Origin of the sequence: Rhodococcus sp. 14-1411-2a, assembly GCF_002259485.1 — a bacterium.
Classification (GTDB): Bacteria; Actinomycetota; Actinomycetes; order Mycobacteriales; family Mycobacteriaceae; genus Rhodococcoides.
Map to the genome: position 1 here is coordinate 80,309 of NZ_NPGA01000003.1, position 17,311 is coordinate 97,619.

At 64.4% G+C, this 17,311-nt stretch carries 18 protein-coding genes and 1 riboswitch; of the genes, 7 read left to right on the plus strand and 11 right to left on the minus strand.

The window, feature by feature from the left end; translation table 11 throughout:
* Positions 1-242 precede the first annotated feature (242 nt).
* Positions 243-365: riboswitch (SAM riboswitch) on the plus strand.
* Positions 366-537: 172 nt separating this feature from the next.
* Positions 538-1,887, plus strand: a complete 1,350-nt coding sequence (locus CH291_RS00475) for a bifunctional o-acetylhomoserine/o-acetylserine sulfhydrylase (RefSeq protein WP_094639025.1) — start codon at positions 538-540, stop codon at positions 1,885-1,887.
* Positions 1,881-3,029, plus strand: coding sequence for a homoserine O-acetyltransferase MetX (gene metX, locus CH291_RS00480; protein ID WP_373455099.1), 1,149 nt, complete (start codon positions 1,881-1,883; stop codon positions 3,027-3,029). Before CH291_RS00475 ends, metX begins: the two co-directional genes overlap by 7 nt.
* 34 nt (positions 3,030-3,063) lie before the next feature.
* On the opposite strand, the gene CH291_RS00485 is transcribed toward metX, so the two are convergent.
* Genes CH291_RS00485 through CH291_RS00495 form a run of 3 tightly spaced genes read right to left on the minus strand, consistent with a single transcriptional unit; the run spans position 3,064 to position 4,914 of the window.
* Positions 3,064-3,381, minus strand: coding sequence for a DUF3017 domain-containing protein (locus tag CH291_RS00485; RefSeq protein ID WP_094639035.1), 318 nt, complete (start codon positions 3,379-3,381; stop codon positions 3,064-3,066).
* Positions 3,382-3,391: 10 nt separating this feature from the next.
* Entirely contained in the window at positions 3,392-4,249 is an 858-nt protein-coding gene (locus tag CH291_RS00490) for a bifunctional methylenetetrahydrofolate dehydrogenase/methenyltetrahydrofolate cyclohydrolase (protein WP_094686445.1), read from the minus strand.
* Positions 4,250-4,305: 56 nt separating this feature from the next.
* Positions 4,306-4,914, minus strand: coding sequence for a pentapeptide repeat-containing protein (locus CH291_RS00495; RefSeq protein WP_094639027.1), 609 nt, complete (start codon positions 4,912-4,914; stop codon positions 4,306-4,308).
* A gap of 33 nt (positions 4,915-4,947) precedes the next feature.
* Here CH291_RS00495 and CH291_RS00500 point away from each other — a divergent pair, with 33 nt between their 5' ends.
* Positions 4,948-5,412 carry a tRNA (cytidine(34)-2'-O)-methyltransferase gene (locus CH291_RS00500; protein ID WP_176460460.1) on the plus strand — a complete coding sequence of 155 codons (465 nt, stop codon included), beginning with the start codon at positions 4,948-4,950 and terminating at the stop codon, positions 5,410-5,412.
* Positions 5,413-5,515: 103 nt separating this feature from the next.
* Here CH291_RS00500 and CH291_RS00505 read toward each other — a convergent pair whose 3' ends face one another.
* Positions 5,516-5,857 carry a DUF4349 domain-containing protein gene (locus tag CH291_RS00505; protein WP_094686446.1) on the minus strand — a complete coding sequence of 114 codons (342 nt, stop codon included), beginning with the start codon at positions 5,855-5,857 and terminating at the stop codon, positions 5,516-5,518.
* Between the two features lie 217 nt (positions 5,858-6,074).
* On the opposite strand from CH291_RS00505, the gene CH291_RS00510 reads away from it, so the two are divergent.
* From CH291_RS00510 to CH291_RS00520, 3 genes are all read left to right on the plus strand, one after another.
* Complete coding sequence (locus CH291_RS00510) at positions 6,075-6,629, plus strand: DUF6764 family protein (protein ID WP_179276408.1); 555 nt, start codon at positions 6,075-6,077, stop codon at positions 6,627-6,629.
* A 302-nt stretch (positions 6,630-6,931) separates the two neighbouring features.
* On the plus strand, positions 6,932-9,193 hold the full coding sequence (locus tag CH291_RS00515; protein ID WP_094686447.1) for an HNH endonuclease signature motif containing protein: 2,262 nt from the start codon (positions 6,932-6,934) through the stop codon (positions 9,191-9,193).
* A gap of 168 nt (positions 9,194-9,361) precedes the next feature.
* On the plus strand, positions 9,362-10,315 hold the full coding sequence (locus CH291_RS00520; protein WP_094686448.1) for a methyl-accepting chemotaxis protein: 954 nt from the start codon (positions 9,362-9,364) through the stop codon (positions 10,313-10,315).
* 13 nt (positions 10,316-10,328) lie between these two features.
* On the opposite strand, the gene CH291_RS00525 is transcribed toward CH291_RS00520, so the two are convergent.
* On the minus strand, positions 10,329-11,258 hold the full coding sequence (locus CH291_RS00525) for an SDR family oxidoreductase (protein ID WP_094686449.1): 930 nt from the start codon (positions 11,256-11,258) through the stop codon (positions 10,329-10,331).
* A gap of 120 nt (positions 11,259-11,378) precedes the next feature.
* Entirely contained in the window at positions 11,379-12,218 is an 840-nt protein-coding gene (locus CH291_RS00530; RefSeq protein ID WP_094686497.1) for a helix-turn-helix transcriptional regulator, read from the minus strand.
* A gap of 78 nt (positions 12,219-12,296) precedes the next feature.
* On the opposite strand from CH291_RS00530, the gene CH291_RS00535 reads away from it, so the two are divergent.
* Positions 12,297-13,022 (plus strand): SDR family NAD(P)-dependent oxidoreductase, encoded by a 726-nt coding sequence (locus tag CH291_RS00535; protein WP_094686450.1) that lies wholly within the window; start codon positions 12,297-12,299, stop codon positions 13,020-13,022.
* A gap of 15 nt (positions 13,023-13,037) precedes the next feature.
* On the opposite strand, the gene CH291_RS00540 is transcribed toward CH291_RS00535, so the two are convergent.
* From CH291_RS00540 to CH291_RS00560, 5 genes are read right to left on the minus strand one after another with little or no spacing between them, the layout of a single operon-like run.
* A complete protein-coding gene (locus CH291_RS00540) occupies positions 13,038-13,538 on the minus strand; it encodes a metallophosphoesterase family protein (RefSeq protein WP_094686451.1) in 501 nt (166 codons plus the stop codon).
* Positions 13,539-13,565: 27 nt separating this feature from the next.
* Positions 13,566-14,324: an iron ABC transporter ATP-binding protein gene (locus CH291_RS00545; protein WP_094686452.1), complete on the minus strand. Its 759-nt coding sequence runs from the start codon at positions 14,322-14,324 to the stop codon at positions 13,566-13,568.
* A complete protein-coding gene (locus CH291_RS00550) occupies positions 14,321-15,340 on the minus strand; it encodes an iron chelate uptake ABC transporter family permease subunit (protein ID WP_256980677.1) in 1,020 nt (339 codons plus the stop codon). Before CH291_RS00550 ends, CH291_RS00545 begins: the two co-directional genes overlap by 4 nt.
* On the minus strand, positions 15,327-16,295 hold the full coding sequence (locus CH291_RS00555) for an ABC transporter permease (RefSeq protein WP_068051775.1): 969 nt from the start codon (positions 16,293-16,295) through the stop codon (positions 15,327-15,329). The genes CH291_RS00550 and CH291_RS00555 overlap by 14 nt, the downstream gene beginning before the upstream one ends.
* A gap of 33 nt (positions 16,296-16,328) precedes the next feature.
* The gene (locus tag CH291_RS00560; RefSeq protein ID WP_094639165.1) at positions 16,329-17,297 is read right to left on the minus strand and encodes a siderophore ABC transporter substrate-binding protein; all 969 of its coding nucleotides are present in this window, start codon (positions 17,295-17,297) and stop codon (positions 16,329-16,331) included.
* Between the last annotated feature and the right edge of the window lie 14 nt (positions 17,298-17,311).

The following is a 17,311-nucleotide window of genomic DNA, read 5'->3' on the forward strand; positions in this document are numbered from 1 at the left end:
TACAACCTTCGTGTGCAAATCGGGGGCAGAGGAAGCGGCCGGAATTCGAGCCTGCGGTCGGGGACCCACCGGGTCCGACCCAGAAGGCAACGTAGCTCCCGTCAATTGTCTTCCCGAGGGCAGATTCTTTCGCGCAGATGCACGGTGATTGTCCTCACCCGAACATCTGCGCGAGCTCGACCCGATCGGACGCCATGCCCTTGTTCCGGTGGGGTGGCCGTTACCCGCTACGATGTTCGCCAGGTCATGAGTGCCAGCATCGAGCCCCGGCTTGCTGGCCGGCAACCCTCCAACCGCGGTGGGGTGCCCCGGGTGAACGACCAGGCCGATACGGCACGCGAGTGCCGTTTCGACAAGCGCGGGTCCGCAGGAAGCGGACCCACTGAACCTTCGGTCCCCAGGGGCCGAAGCCTGTCAGGAGGTTCTTCCATGTGTTGCTGTACCGATACGCCCCGTAGCGCTCGACTTCTCGAGCTCGATTCGACATTCGATTCGTCTCAGACACACTCGTCTCAATAAAACGGAGTATCACCAGCCATGACCGATTCCACCCCCGACGTCGTCGACGCCACCGGAGTACCCACCGAGGATCCGTTCACCGATCCCGCAGCCGACTGGAGCTTCGAGACCAAGCAGATCCATTCGGGTCAGACACCGGACGGCACCACCAGGGCTCGTGCGTTGCCCATCTACCAGACCACCTCGTACACGTTCGACAACACCGATCACGCCGCCGCCTTGTTCGGTCTGGCCGAACCCGGCAACATCTACACCCGGATCATCAACCCGACACAGGATGTCGTCGAGCAGCGCATCGCGGCCCTCGAAGGTGGCGTCGCGGCATTGCTGCTCGCGTCGGGGCAGGCCGCCGAGACGTTCGCGATTCTCAACCTCGCCGAGGCGGGCGACCACATCGTGTCGAGTCCGCGGCTCTACGGCGGCACGTACAACCTGTTCCACTACACGCTCCCCAAGCTGGGTATCACCGTCTCGTTCGTCGACGATCCCGACGACCTCGAGCAGTGGCGTGCCGCGATCACTCCGTCGACCAAGGCGTTCTACGGCGAGTCGATCTCGAACCCCAAGAACGACATCCTCGATATCCCGGGGATCTCGGCAGTGGCCCACGAGAACGGCATCCCGCTGATCGTGGACAACACAGTGGCGACGCCGTACCTGCTGCAGCCGTTGAAGCACGGTGCCGACATCGTGGTGCACTCGGCGACGAAGTACCTCGGCGGACACGGAACAGCCATCGCGGGCGTCATCGTCGACGGTGGCACCTTCGATTGGACGCAGGGCCGTCATCCCAACTTCACCACCGCGGATCCGAGCTACCACGGCGTCGTGTTCGCCGATCTGGGCGCGCCCGCGTTCGCATTGAAGGCACGCGTCCAACTGCTGCGTGACATCGGTGCTGCAGTCTCGCCGTTCAACGCCTTCCTCATCAGTCAGGGTCTGGAGACGTTGAGCCTTCGGATCGAGCGGCATGTGGCGAATGCGCAGAAGGTCGCTGCCTTCCTCGCCGGTCGCGACGACGTCGTCTCGATCAACTACGCCGGACTCGAATCGTCGCCGTGGTACCAGCGTGGGCAGGAATTGTTGCCGAAGGGGCAGGGCGCGATCATCGCGTTCGAGCTGAAGGGCGGTGTGGACGCGGGCAAGAAGTTCGTCAACGCTCTCACTCTGCACAGCCACGTCGCTAACATCGGAGACGTGCGCTCACTCGTCATCCACCCGGCATCCACCACGCATTCCCAGCTGACTCCAGAGGAGCAGCTGGCATCGGGCGTCACTCCCGGCCTGGTCCGTCTCGCCGTGGGCATCGAGGGGATCGACGACATCATCGCCGATCTCGAGGTCGGATTCAGCGCGGCGGCATCTTGAGCAACAGCTGCGACACAGGCGTTCGTCCGGAGGCGGTTCTTCCGTCTCCGGACGGGCGGTTGGGCACCATCGACATCGGTGGTCTCGATCTCGAGAACGGCGAGCGAATCCCCCAGGTGACCGTCGCGGTGCAGCGGTGGGGTGAACTCGCCACCGACCGCAGCAACGTCGTGCTCGTCGAACACGCCCTCACCGGGGACTCGCACGTGTCCGGTCCGCCGGACGCAGATCACGCCCTGCCCGGGTGGTGGAACGGAATGGTCGGTCCCGGCTGCCCCATCGACACCGACGAGTGGTGCGTCGTGGCGACGAACGTGCTCGGCGGGTGCGGCGGGACCACGGGCCCGAGCAGCGTCTCGCCCGACGGCAAGCCCTACGGGTCTCGCTTCCCGGACATCTCCATCCGCGATCAGGTCGCTGCCGAGGCGGCCGTGGCCGACGTCCTCGGAATCGAGCGGTTCGCAGCCGTCGTCGGCGGCTCGATGGGCGGGATGCGCACCCTCGAGTGGATCGTGGGCCATCCCGACCGAGTGGCGGCGGCGTTGGTCCTCGCGGTCGGTGCCAGGGCGACTGCCGACCAGATCGGCACCCAGACAACACAGATCGCCGCGATCAAGGCCGATCCAGGATGGCTCGGCGGCAACTATCACGACACCGGCACCTCACCGTCGGCTGGACTCGGCATCGCGCGGCGCATCGCGCACCTGACGTACCGGACCGAGAGCGAACTCGACATCAGGTTCGGAAACTCACCGCAGAACGACGAAGACCCGTGGGCCGGTGGCAGGTACTCCGCGCAGAGCTACCTCGAGCATCAGGCTGCCAAGCTCGTCAACCGGTTCGACGCGGCGACGTACGTCCTGCTCAGCGAAGCGATGAACCGACACGACGTAGGCCGTGGCCGTGGCGGAGTGGCCGACGCACTTGCGTCCACATCTGTCCCGACCATCGTCGGCGGAGTCGACTCCGACCGCTTGTATCCGCTTCGACTGCAGAAGGAGATCGCTCGCGAACTCCCCCAGTGCCGCGGACTCGAAGTGATCCAGTCGCGTGACGGACACGACGGCTTCCTCACCGAGGCCGATTCGGTGGCCAAGCTGCTCGCCGAGACGATGGAGCTGGCCCGCCTCGGTCGGCGCTGACACCGCACTCGTTCACCGGGTGCTTGCGCCGAGGTCAGTCGGTTCCCAGCGGATCGATCGACAGCGACAGAAAGACAATGGCTCCGCCGACGCCACCCAGCGCCAGCACATCGAACACGCGACTGCGCACTTGCAGTGTGCCGACACGTGTTTCGGGCAGACACAGCCGCAGGACGGCCGCCAGCAGCGCTGCGCATCCGAAGATGAACGCGCCGCGCCGCCAGCGATCGGCCAGCACCAGGATCAGCGCGGCGAGAACGACGACCGAGACTGCGACGATCGGTAGGTTGCGCGCGACTGCCGCACGAAATCCCGGATCGGGCTCGCTTCGCTCGTGCTCTGCATCGTTCACGTCGGTCCGCTCAGCTCTCGGCGGCGACGCGTTCGGCGCGCTCGACGACATTGGTGAGCAGAAAGGCCCGCGTCAGCGGACCGACACCGCCGGGGTTCGGCGAGAGGAAACCTGCCACCTCCGCGACACCGTCGGCGACATCACCGCGCAATCCGTCCTCGGTGCGGGTCACCCCGACATCGAGCACAGCAGCACCAGGCTTGACCATGTCCGCAGTGATCAATCCGGGCACTCCGGCAGCGGCGATGACGATGTCCGCACGTGAGACCTCGGCGGCCAGATCACGAGTTCCGGTGTGGCACAAAGTAACTGTCGAGTTCTCCGAACGCCTCGTGAGCAGCAGGCCGATGGGTCGCCCGACCGTCACGCCGCGGCCGATGACCACCGCGTGCGCGCCGTCGAGAGCAACGTCGTAGCGGCGCAGCAGGTGCACGATCCCGCGAGGTGTACACGGCAGTGCGGCGTTCTTGCCCAGCACCAGACGGCCGAGGTTGATCGGGTGCAGACCGTCGGCGTCCTTGTCCGGATCGATTCGCTCGAGCGCAGCGTTCTCGTCGAGATGCTTCGGCAACGGCAATTGGACGATGTAGCCGGTGCATTCGGGGTTGGCATTGAGTTCGTCGATCACGGCCTCGAGATCTGCCTGGGTGATATCCGCGGGTAGGTCGCGACGAATCGACGTGATGCCTACCTTGGCGCAGTCGTTGTGCTTACCCCGGACGTACGCAGCCGAACCCGGATCGTCGCCCACCAACACGGTCGCCAGACCTGGGGTGATGCCCTTCTCACGCAGCGTTGCCACGCGGGCGGTGAGATCGACGAATATCTCGTCACGGGTCGCTTTGCCATCGAGAATCGTTGCAGTCACCCGGTCATTGTTCCAGGTTCTGCGTCAGCAGCGGCGCACCGGTCCGATCACCGCCGTCAGCCCTCGACTACCAGCCCGTGCGCTCCTGCATATGCGACAGCCTGCATCAGCTCGATCTTCGCGTTGCGCACGCTCGCGCTGACCCACAGCGATGCGTCGGCGACGGCTCCGCGCAGATCTGCCTCGTCGAACTTCGCGTCGACGGTGCGGGCACCGGTGAAATCGACCGACCGCACCGTGGCCTTGCGGAAGTCTGCGGATACCAGGTTGGCCTCCCGCATTCGGCACCCCGTCAGATCGAGACCGCGAAGGTCGGCCCTGCCCAATGACGCGAGGGTGAAGTCGACCTCGTCGTACGTCGCGGGACGCATGCGACTGTCGACGAACATCGATCCCATCAGAGTCGCATGGCGAAAAGTGCTGTGCTGCAGATTGGTACGAGTGAAAGTGCACGATCGAAACGCGGAGTTCGCGTGAATCGATTCGGTGAGGTCCGTGCCGGTGAAGTCGCATTCGGTGAACACCACCGAGTCGGTTCGGACGCCGCTCATGTCCGCATCGCGAAAGGTGCACCGAACGAACTGCCTACCGGTCCACTCCTGCCCGTCCAGTCGCGTGTCGGAAAAGTCCTCACCGATCGTCTGTTCGTCGTCCACCTGCCCCATACTTCCCGGGCTCGAGATGGCAGAGTGAACCGGGTGTTTCGACTCATGTTCTTCGAGCCCCGCATCCCACAGAACACCGGCAACGCGATTCGCCTGGTCGCCGGCACCGGCTGCGAACTGCACCTGGTGGGTCCGCTCGGCTTCGACATGTCCGAGGCGAAGCTCAAGCGGGCAGGCTTGGACTACCACGACCTGGCGTCGGTGACGGTGCACGATGACCTGCCCACGGCGTGGGCCGCGCTGGCACCGACTCGCGTGTTCGCCTACACCGCACACGCGGCCCGGTCCTACGCCGACGTCGCATACGAACCCGGTGACGTCCTCCTGTTCGGACCGGAACCCACCGGATTGCCCGACGACGTTCTGGACGACCCGCACGTGACCGATCGACTGCGAATCCCGATGATTCCCGGCCGCCGATCGTTGAACCTGGCGAACGCGGCAGCAGTGACGATGTACGAGGCATGGCGCCAGCACGGATACGAAGGCAGCGTCTGACGGGTTAGCGTTCGAGCGCGTTCGAAGCCCTGACTGTCGGGGCGCGCACTGACCGAAGGTGCGTTAGCAGCGGGCGAAACTCTTGTCGCGTCGGATCGTGAGGTCAGGTCTTCGACCATCGACGCAGACGGCCAGCATCTTCGGCCGCGGAGGTGAAACTGATTGTGAGCGTCGACAAATCGATCCGGTACGCGAGGTAGTTCTTCTGTGACACCGAACTGTCACGCTCGCCCTGTCGGCTCGACTGCGCCGATTCCACCTCGATGAGTTCGGCAGTATTCGACGCGGCCGCGGTCGGATCGTCGGCAACCAACGAGAGCCGTCCGGTAACGATTTCCTTGCCTTCGATCGGTGCCGGGGCCCGCTGCCGCGCGGAGCCGCCTGCCACCTCGTACGCGAGCGCCGGCCCTGCCAGAGAAGCCGAAAAGTCAAGTGGTGGAGGCATATTCGATGGATCGAAAGCGGAGCACAACAGCGCACGAACGCGCATACGGGTACCACGACCGCTGCAGTCAGGGTGCGGAGAACCGGACTTCTACGACGATTCATCCCCGGACGCCAGCGGCACCGTTACACAAACCTCACCAGCTTGCTGCCATGGACTCGCGGGGCGGGGTACCGTGTGCCGCACCGGCCCGTTTCGCTCGTGAAGGAGCTTTCTTTTGTTCTCTGTTTCCCTCCCCCGTCTCTCGACCTCCAACTCCTCCTCCGCGCGCACGTCCAGTCGGTTCGGTAGTCGAATTGCCCGCACCGCAGCAATATTCGCCATGGGCTCGGGATTGACGGTTGCAGCCCTGTCGGGCACGGCCACTGCGTCGGCGGCCCCCGTCAACTGTGTGTCTCCGCCCTCGGCCAACGACATCCAGGTCGACGACACCGCGAGCTGCGGAGCAACCTCGAACGGAACCGGACGGGCCACCGCAGGTGCTGCCGACAGCGGCACCGCAGTCAGCGTCAACGACGGCCCGGGCTCGACGACCACCTACGCCGACGGATACGGCGTTGCCCTCGGAGCGAGCAAGAATGCAGGGACGGCGTACGCACTGGCACTCGGCGGCGGAATCGCTCACTCGTGGGCAGACGCCGGACAGACAACACTCGCAGTCGCCGGATGGGGATCCGGCGCTACCTCCGAGGCTCAGGGCGTCGATTGCGTCGGCCCCCTGTCCCTGGCACTGAACCTCACCAGCGGCCAGTTCTGCGTCCTCGGTAGCTGATCGCCCGGTTGCAGGCACAAATCCGGTCTACGGAGCCGATTACCCCGACACGAACTCGTCGAGGTAATCGGCTCCTCCTACATACACGGTGTGACCGGACCTCCTGAACCGCTCCGCACATCCCTCTGGGAGCCGCGGAGCGGTCCGCTGGGTTGCTCGCGGAACGCCGACTGCATGATCACCGCCTCTGACCAGCAAGCCAGCTGTCCCGAACCGCCTTTCCGTTCTTGTCGGTGGGTCGAGATAGTCTTCTTTCAGTTCGAACGCACGTTCTGAAATGTTGCTCACCGGGGGGTGAAAAAATGGGGGCTGTACCGACCGTGTCACTGGAGGCGTTGACCGCTGCCGCGCGTGAGGAGAATCGACAGGCGGCCCGCAAGATCACCGCCTGCTACCGCGTGCACTGCGACTGGATCACCCGCGACACCGAACACAAGCATTACAGCCGGTACGGGCGCACCGAAATGTCCGTGGCGTTGGGCTGTTCGGCGACCGTCGCCGAAGCGTATGTCTCCGTCGGCGTCGCCCTGCACACGCGGATGCCGCTGCTACGGGCAGCGTTCGAGGCCGGTGAGATCGACCTCCCCCGCGTGCGGACGGTATGTCGGATCCTCGACAACCTCTCCGACGATATCGTCACCCGCGTCGAAGCCGAGGTGGTCGAGGCGGCGCGGAGGTCGTCCCCGGGCCCGCTCGAACAGGCGATCTGGGACATCCTGCTGCGCGTTGCACCCGAGGAAGCCGCGGCGTTGCGGGAGTTCGCGAAGAAATTCCGCACCGTCACCTACAGTCCCGCCGGCGAACTCGCCCGCATTCGAGCCGAGTTGACAGCACCCGAGGCCGCCGCCGCGTGGCAGCTCCTCGAGGAGATGGCCGATACTCTCTGCCCGAAAGATCCGCGCGGGAAGAAAGAACGCCTGTGCGATGCATTCATGGCCCGCATGCACGGCGAACCCCGACTGGCATGCCTGTGCCAACGCACCGATTGCCCGAAGAAAGACACAGCGTTGCCGGATCGACGGGTGCCGCTCACGATGATCACCGTCGACATCGCCACCCTCATCGGACTACTCGCCAACCCCGCCTACCTCGCCGGGCACGGATCCATCGACCCCGACCTCGCGCGAGAGTTGGCACGCAACAGTCACTGGCAGATCCTGCTCACCGAAGCAGTGACCCTCGCAGAGAAACTCGGACTCGCTGTGCAGAACCCAGAGACCGGGGAATGGGAACGAACACCGAAAAACCCCACGCCGAAAACAGAAGAAGATACGGATCCGCCGACGAACACCGACCCGGCAGCATCAACGGCAGCGGCATCGGCATCAGCAGCGAGCACCGGCTCGGCAGCACGCAGGACCGAGACTCGCACAGACACAGCATCGGCAACGGACTCCGCGACCGGATGCGGCACTTCCACCGATACCGATGCGACCACTGCACCGGAAACGGAACCGGCGAACAAATCCGCTGCAAGCACTGCCCCCGACACCGAATCAACCACCGCACCATCACCCACCCCAGCTTCTTCGCCGACAAGCGTGACGGCAACGACCACTGCGCCAGCACCGGCGACAGCTGCGGACTCGGCCTCCGGCCCGGGAACAAATCCCGGCCGTGGCGCCGATGCAGCGCAAGCACCTGCACCGATTGCGGAGCCAGCACCCAGCGTTGCGTCCGATACACGTTCAGCTGCAACACAACACGAACGGTCCGATACCGCAACGGCGGCACCGACGGATGAAACTTCACCAGCAATGGAGGACGGACCATCGAGTCCGAGCGCAGACACATCCCCACCCACAGCTGACAGCCGCGACAACCAGCGACGCCCGCAATCGCTGACCTCCGCCGCAGCCCTGTTCTGCACCCACACACCCCTCGGCCGGGGCACACGGCACAGCTCTGCCCTCGACCTGGACGACATCAGACATCCCGCCCGCAACATCAGAGCACTCGACCTACGCTCGGCAATCCGGATGGACAACCGAACCATCAACACACCCTCAGGCCTCTACCTCGGCAACGCCACCCTTGCCGCCGCGCTCGAAGCCGCGATCGCCGCCGACCCCACCCTCGGAAAATCAGTACCCCGCGACCCACTCACCGACCGAGCCCTGATCTACCGACCCGACGCCCTCACCACCGCCGCCGTCCGACTCCGCGACAAACACTGCCGATTCCCCGGCTGCCACCGACCAGCCGCACGCTGCCAACTCGACCACATCGTGGCCTTCGACCACGCCAACCCTCGCGGCGGCGGCTGGACCACCGTCAACAACCTCCAATGCCTCTGCGACTATCACCACACCGTCAAAACCGCCGGCTACTGGACCGCCACCATGCTCCCCGGCGGGGCGATCCTGTGGACATCGACATCCAAGACCACCCGAATCACCCTGCCCACCAACGCAACAGCCGTACCCATCCTCGGCAACGACCTCAGACCACACATCCCCACCACACCGAAACGATCCGGCCATATCGCCTACCCCAAACCACCCGACAACCACGACCCCGAAACAGAACCCACAGCCGAAGACACCGACACCCCACCCTTCTGAAGATCGGAGTTTCACGGAAGTACGGCGAACCCATGCCGCGCGTGCACCAGGGTCGGGAAGCCGAACCCCGCTGCACGAACCCGCTCGGACCCGACCGTCGCCGAACGTCGACGTCGGCCCACGCGGCCTGCAGAGTGGCGCTCGCTCACCGACCGGCATACTCGAGAAATGAGCAATCCACGTGCAACCGCTCGCCCCAGAGCACTGACGTTGCACGGCCGCATCAGAGTGTTGACGATGAGCGTGGCAGCCCTGGCGGTCGCAGTGAGTGCTCTCGCGATCTATCTCGTCGCGGAGCAGGCCCTCCGCTCACAGATCGCGGACCGCGTGGAACGCAACAGCGACGCCATCATCGCCAGCGCGGCAACGGGGGTTCCGGCAAATCTGCTCGGCTTCGCCATCGGAGACACCGAGGGCACCGCGGTGAAGGTCGCCTTCGCGACGACTGACGGCGCATTGGTGACGTCGACGAACGGCTCCGAGCCGTTCACCAATTCCGACGGCGTTCTGGACGCCGCGGAAAGATCGGTCATCGACGGCGACACCGATCAGTCCCTGCGCGAGGCGCGGGGCTACTACATTTCGGCCAAGCGCACCGACACAGGCGAAACGATCCTGGTGGCCGAATCGCTCAGCGCGGCGTCACCGCTGCTCGGCAAACTCACGCTCGCCCTGGTCCTCGTCGGTGCGTTTCTCGTCGCACTGGCAGGTGTCGCGGGTGCGGCCGTGGCACGCACCGGACTCCGCCCGGTCAGGCGACTGCGGGCCGGTACCGAACGTGTTGCCCGCACGGGAGCTTTCGAGCCCATCGACGTCAACGGGGACGACGAACTGGCGTCACTTGCCAACAGCTTCAACGAGATGTTGGCTTCCCTGTCTCGTTCACGAGCGCGGCAGGGTCAGCTGATCATCGATGCCGGTGCGGAACTGATGGAGCCGCTGACGGCGTTACGCACCAACATCGATCTACTGATGTCACTCGACCGGCCGGACACCCCGGACATGCCGGAGGACGAGCAGGACCGATTGCGCGTCGAAGTCATCACTCAGATGGACGTCATCAACGGGCTGGTGCACGACTTGGTCGACCATGCCCGGGAGCCCTCGCCGACCCCTCGGTGACGGCCGAGAACTTTCAGGACGAGAGTCGCACGCCGGTCAGGTGTTCCGAGGCGTCCCAGAGGCGACGCGCATCGTCCATCCTGCGCATCGGCTTCCACATGCCGACCTCGGTCGGTGGCCCGCCGATGACTCGCTTGGGGCCGAAGAACTGATCCCCACCTGCGTCGCTACCAGCGGCCGCAACCAATCCCGGCTGAGCTGCGCTGTCCACAGTGCCGGCAATGCCGAGGCGGGCAAGAACGCCGATCAATCGTCGGCCGGCAGAATCCTTCGGTCGCCCCAATCCCGGTTGTGCCGCAAGCAGATTGGTCGGCGAAATACCCGGGTGAGCGATATTGCTGGTGATTCCCCAGCCGCCTGCCCTACTACGAGCCTCGAGTTCACGTGCGAACAGGGCCACCGCGAGCTTGGATTGGCTGTAGGCCTTCATGACGTCGTAGGAACGCTCCCAATTGAGGTCGTCCCAATTGACGGTCGCCGATCGCGCCGCGATGCTCGTCTGATGGGTGACCCGCGCACTACCCTTCCGCAGCAGCGGCAACAGACCGAGGGTGAGCGCGAAATGGCCGAGGTGATTGGTACCGAACTGCAGCTCGAACCCATCCCGGGTGACCTGACGCTCGGGCGGCTGCATGACGCCTGCGTTGTTGACGAGAATGTCGATCGACCGGCCTTCCGAGACGAGTTCGCTCGTTAACGCTGCCACCGAGTTCAGTGACGACAGATCCAACGTGCGGGTGCTGATCTGTGCGCCGGGTACTGCAGTCCGGATCGACTCCGCAGCACGCTCACCCTTGGCGGCCGAGCGGACCGGCATGACGACCTCGGCTCCGGAGCGGGCGAGTTGCGTGGCGATGACCGTTCCGATCCCGTCGCTTGCTCCCGTGACGACGGCAACCTTCCCCGTCAGATCGGGAAGTGAGGTGTGTGTTTCGCGGCCCATGACAAGCTCCTGTGCTGGTGTCGATCTGCGGATTCGATCTGCAGAACCCATGTTCGACGATTACCCCGAGCTCATCCAGGACTTCCCGATCCACTGATACGGCCGAGCCCATGGATCACGTCAGGACAGAACCTGGGTTCCCACCACCGCGAGCAGCTCCAACTTGGCGTAGCTTTCGCTGCCGGGGACTGCCGTGTACACCAGCAGCCGATGCGCTTGCTCGGGTTCCAGAAGGGTCTGACAGTTCAGCTCCAGCAGACCGACCGTCGGGTGCAGAAATCGTTTGGAATCGGGCGGGCGAACCCCCACTTCGCGTTTCGCCCACAGGGTTCGAAATTCCTCGCTGACCTCGAGTAGCTCTGTGGACAGCTGCGCAGCTGTCGATTCGGGTCCGCGAAGAGTGACGATTTCGCGCAGACCCGACGCGTACACCCGAGACAGCGCGGCACGCTCTTCGGGCGGATACGACTGCCGGGCCCCGGGGTCGGTGAACCAGCGATACCCCAGACTTCGCTCGGGGCCGGTGCGCTGCGAGGCATCGCCGGTCAGGGCCGCACCCAGCGGCGTCTGACGGAGCGTCTCTCCGAGTTCGGACACGATCTCGGCGGGCGTGTCGTTCATTCGATCCAGAATGCGCAGTAGTCCTGGGCTGATGTGGTCGCTCGACGACCCGCGCACGGGAGGATTGTGCCCGGCGAGCCGGAACACGTGATCACGCTCGCCGAGCGACAGATGCAATCCCTGCGCGATGGAGGCGATCATCTGAGTAGACGGGGCAGGTCCGCTGGCCCGTTCGAGTCGTGCGTAGTAGTCGGTCGACATGTGGCACAGTTCTGCGACCTCCTCGCGACGGAGGCCTTGCGTGCGTCTGCGCTGCCCCCGTGGCAGACCGACGTCCTCCGGCTGCAACGACTGCCGTCGCTGCCGGAGAAACGCCGCCAATTCCGGTCGATCGATCACGTCGGTTCCTTCTTTCCCGTGCGTGCGCATCGCGTCTCCAGTGCATTGTGCCTGCTGCGCGATGGTTATTGTCGAGAGATGAATGCTCCCTTGACCGTCGTCACCGGCGGTAGTCGCGGAATCGGCGCGGCGGTGTCCAGGCGGTTGGTGGCCGACGGGCACGATGTGGTGATCGGCTATCGCTCCGACGCCACTGCCGCGGAAGCGTTGGCCGCCGAATTGTCGACCGACGGCCGAACGGTGATTGCCGTGCAAGCCGATACAACCGACGAGCAGGCGGTGATCGATCTGTTCACCGCAGCCGCTGAGATCGGCACCGTCACCGGTCTGGTGAACAACGCCGGTTCGGCGCGCGCCGTGGGGGTGTTGGTGGACAACGACATCGAGACCATCAGAGCGGATCTCGATGTGAACCTGGTCGGGGTGATCACCTGCTGCAAGTACGCGATTGCGGCGATGGCCGAATCAGGTGGCTCTATCGTCAACATCTCCTCCGCCGCCGCGACCCTGGGCAGTCCGGGCATGTACGTCCACTACGCGGCAGCCAAGGCCGCCGTTGATACACTGACGGTCGGACTGTCGAAAGAAGTTGCTGCGCAGAACATCCGCGTCAATGCCGTGGCACCCGGGATCATCGAGACCGACTTCCACCGAGATCGTGAGCGGCCACGGAAGATGGCGTCGAGCATTCCCCTCGGTCGCCCCGGTGTGCCGGACGAGATCGCCGGGGCCGTGGCGTGGTTGTTGTCCGAGGATGCGCGATACGCGACCGGAACCGTCATCAGGGTGGCCGGCGGAATGTGATTACTTCGGTCGCCACTAGCGAGGGGCGATGCGGTGCAGCTCCACATCAGTGAGGGCACCGTCTTCGGCTGTGGCCGTCATGTACGTACAGAACGGTTGCCGACGCCGATCCGTCGGCGATCCCGGGTTGAGCAGCCGTAGACCGTTGTCTGCGAACGTGTCCCACGGTATGTGACTGTGACCGAACACGAGCACGTCCGTTTCCGGGTACGCCTCCGCCATTCGTCGTTCCCGCCCCGTCGCGGCACCGGTCTCGTGGATCACGGTGAACCGCACCCCGCCGAGTAGGACGTCGGCGCGTTCGGGCATCAGAGCTCGCAGTTCCTCGCCGTCGTTGTTGCCCCAGCACGCGACCAGTCGACGAGAGCGCTGCGAGAGTGCCTCGAACGCAGCCAGGTCCACCCAGTCGCCTGCGTGGATCACCACGTCGGCGTCGTCCACAGCCGACCACACCTCGGCGGGGAGATCACGGGCGCGCTTCGGGAGATGAGTGTCGGCAATCAGCAGCAACTTCACCACTCGATTGTGCACGTCGCCGATCCACTACCGCACATAGACGGCAGTGCGATGCCCCTCGACGACGTGGACGCGAACCGGGGTATCGAACACCTCGGTCAGCACGTCGTCCTGCATCATCTCCTCGGCGGTGCCCGTGTTCACGATGCCGCCGTCGCGCATGGCGACGATACTGTCGGAGTAGGCAGCTGCGAAGTTGATGTCGTGCACTACGAGCACGATCGTCTTGCCCAGTTCGTCTGCAGCACGACGCAATTGCCTCATCATCAACACCGAATGCTTGAGATCGAGATTGTTCAAGGGCTCGTCGAGCAGAAGATATTCGGTGTCCTGAGCCAGCACCATCGCCACGAACGCTCGTTGCCGCTGCCCACCGGAGAGTTGATCCAGAAATCGCCCTTCGAGGGCCTTCAGGTTCAAGAATTCCAATGCGTCGTCGATGTGCGCCTCGTCCTCGGGACCGAGCTTGCCCTTCGAGTGCGGGAACCGGCCGAACCCGACCAGCTCACGGACCGTCAACCGCGCGGTGATGTGGTTCTCTTGACGCAGGATCGACAGGTGCTTGGCGAGTTCCCGAGACTTCGTGACGCGAACATCCATCCCGCCCACGGTGATCGTGCCCGAGGTCGGATCGAGCAATCGCCCGATGATCGTCAGCAAGGTGGATTTTCCTGCACCGTTCGGCCCGACGAGCGAGGTGATCCCGCCTTCGGCAATGGCACCGGTGACAGGACCGAGGACGACCACGTCCTGATAGGACTTGGTCACATCACGAAAGTCGATCACAGCGTGCCCCTACGAAGAATCATGATCAAGAACAGGATGCCACCGGCGAATTCGATGATGACAGTGAGGAATCCGCCGGCGTAGAAGATGTGCTGCATGACGAACTGCCCGAGCAACAACGTCAGGAAGCCCAGCAGGAACGCCATCGGGAGGACGTAGATGTGCTTGTAGCTGCCGGTGACCTGGTAGGCCAGCGTCGCCACGATGAAACCGAAGAACGTCATCGGTCCCACGAGCGCCGTCGAGAACGCCACCAGTAGAGCGATCAGCATCAGCATCGACGTCAGTTCGCGCTTGTACGACACCCCGATCCCCATGGCTGCCTCCCGCCCGAGCAACAGTGCGTCCAGGTGGTGTCGTCGCTTCCACAGCACGATTCCGGCGAACAGGCACACCCCGAACGCCAACGGCAGGTAGTCCCCCTTCACTGCGCTCAGTCGGCCGAACAGCTCGACCGAGAGCATGTCGTATTCGGTGGGTGAGAGCAGGCGTTGCAGAAACGTCGAGATACTGTCGAACGCCAACCCGAGCACGACGCCGACCAGCAGCATCAGGAACAGGCTGCCGAGCTTTCCGGAGAACAGCCAGCCGTAAAGCACGGTGGCCAGTGCCACCATCAATGCCGTCTGTGCCAACAGCTTCGGGATCCCTTCGGTGTTCGCGATGACGGTGCCGCCGAAGACGAACACCATCAGTGTCTGCATCAGCGTGTAGAGCGAATCGAACCCGATGATGGACGGTGTCAGAATGCGGTTGTCGGTGACGGTATGAAAGACCACCGTGCCGAGGCCGTGCGTGAACGCCGCAACGGCCATGGCTCCCACCATGTTCAGCCGCCGAGGGAACGCGAATGCGAACGATCCGCGCACGAACAGGAACAGAAAGCACACGATGGCGATCGCCACGATCACCGAGAGCACCGCCAACCGCATCCTCGGAGTGAAGCGCGAGGCCTTGGGTCCGTCCAGAACCGGACCGGCGATGCGCGGGGCCACTCGGGATCTAAGCACTGACATACCGGCGCTGCCTCACGATCAAAACGACGAACACGACTGCCCCCAGAACTCCGAGAACGACCGATGCGGGAATTTCCATGGGTGCCACAACTGTTCGACCGACGAGATCGCATGCCAGCAGCAGACCGGCGCCGACGAGCGCCACCCAGGGGAGGTTCTTGCGAACGTCGTCGCCGAGCATCATCGACACCAGGTTGGGCACGATGAGTCCGAGAAACGGAATGAACCCGACGACGACCGTGGTGACGCCGGTCGCCACGGCGACCATGGCGACTCCGACCAGAACGATCTGCTCGTACCTCATACCGACGTTGGTCGCGAGCTCCTTACCGAGCCCGGCAACTGTGAAGCGATGCGCCAGCAGGTACGCCAGCACCGCAATGACGATCACCGCCCACATCGGTTCGTAGAACCCGCGCACGATGCCACTGAACCCGCCGGACCGCCAGGCCGACATCGCCTGCAGCAGATCGAAAGTCCCGGCGAGGAACGTGGTGACGGCCCCGACGACGGCCCCGAGCATGATGCCGACGAGCGGGACCACCAACGTCGTCCGGACCGACAGCCGCCGGAGCACGCCGACGAACAGCAGCGTGCCGACCAGAGCGAACACCGTGGCGATGAGCATCTTGGTCATCGGCGGTGCGTCGGGCAACACGATCAATGTGGCCAGAACGCCGAGGCCGGCCCACTGCGCCGTACCGGCGGTGGTGGGCTCGACGAACTTGTTCTGGGTGATCATCTGCATGATCACCCCGGAGATGCTCATGGCCATGGCTGCGAAGATCAACGCCAGCGTGCGCGGAACCCGCGAGATCAGGAACATGTTTCTGGCCGCGGGATCGTCGACCATCGAGGCGACGGTGATGTCGTATCCACCGACGAGTAGCGACGCGACGGTCAACAGCGTCACGACCACCACGATCGCGGCAAGCAGGAGTCTCTTGTTCGTCATGTCGGCAATGCGTCGAACGGTGTTCGCCGGGGCCTACGCGGCGTTCTCGAACGCGTCCGAAATCGATTGGAATGCTTCGGTGTACGCCTGGATTCCCTCGCGGGTGTAGAAGAACGGATCGAGGTAGATGATCTGGTCCTCGGTGGTGAAGGTGGTGTCGGCGAAGGCTTCCTGTGCATCGAAGACGGCCTTGGCGGGGGACGAACCGGGCTCACCCGCTGCGGCGTCGCGGTCCAGAACGATCACCCAATCGGGGTTGGCCTGAGCGATGGTCTCCGGTGCCAGACCCGAGTCACCATGGACATCGCCCGCCTGCCCTGCGAATACGTCGGTCAGTGTGAGGGGTTCGAGGAGACGACCGATGCGCGCGGCACCGTTGTCGATCTTGCCGCCGTTGACGTTGGCAAGAAACACCGTCTGCCCGGTGGTCTGCGCTGCGGCGGAAGCCTCCGCGGCGTCGAGGGCCGCGATGATCTCGGCCGCCCGGTCCTCCTTGTCGAAGATGACGCCGAGTGTCTCGGTCTGGGTCTTCAGAGTGTCGACGAAGTTCTCGTCGTCGGGCGAGATGTCGATGGTCGGCGCGATCTGGCCGAGCTCGTCGGTGTACTCCTGAAATCGGTAGCCGCCGATGATGAGATCGGGTTCTGCTTCGCTGACCACTTCGAGGTTCGGTTCGCGATGTGTTCCGACGTCGAGAATGGCATCGTTGTCGATCCACTCCTCGAAGCCCGTCGACGGCATGATGGGTTTGGGCAGAGCGACCGGCTCGATACCGAACGCCCGAAGCGTCTCGAACGAGGTGTTGTCCAGTGCCGCCACGCGCACCGGATTCGCGGGAACCTCCATGCTGCCGTTGTTCGTCTCGATGGTGACGGTTGCGGCGTCGGTCGACTCACCTGTGGCCGAGTCGGTGCTGCACGCACCGAGCACGAGCAGCGAGGTCGCGGCGGCTGCGACAAGCAGGCGGGGGGCGCGGAACGTTCTCACTTCGGTGTACTCCATTGCTCGATCTTTAC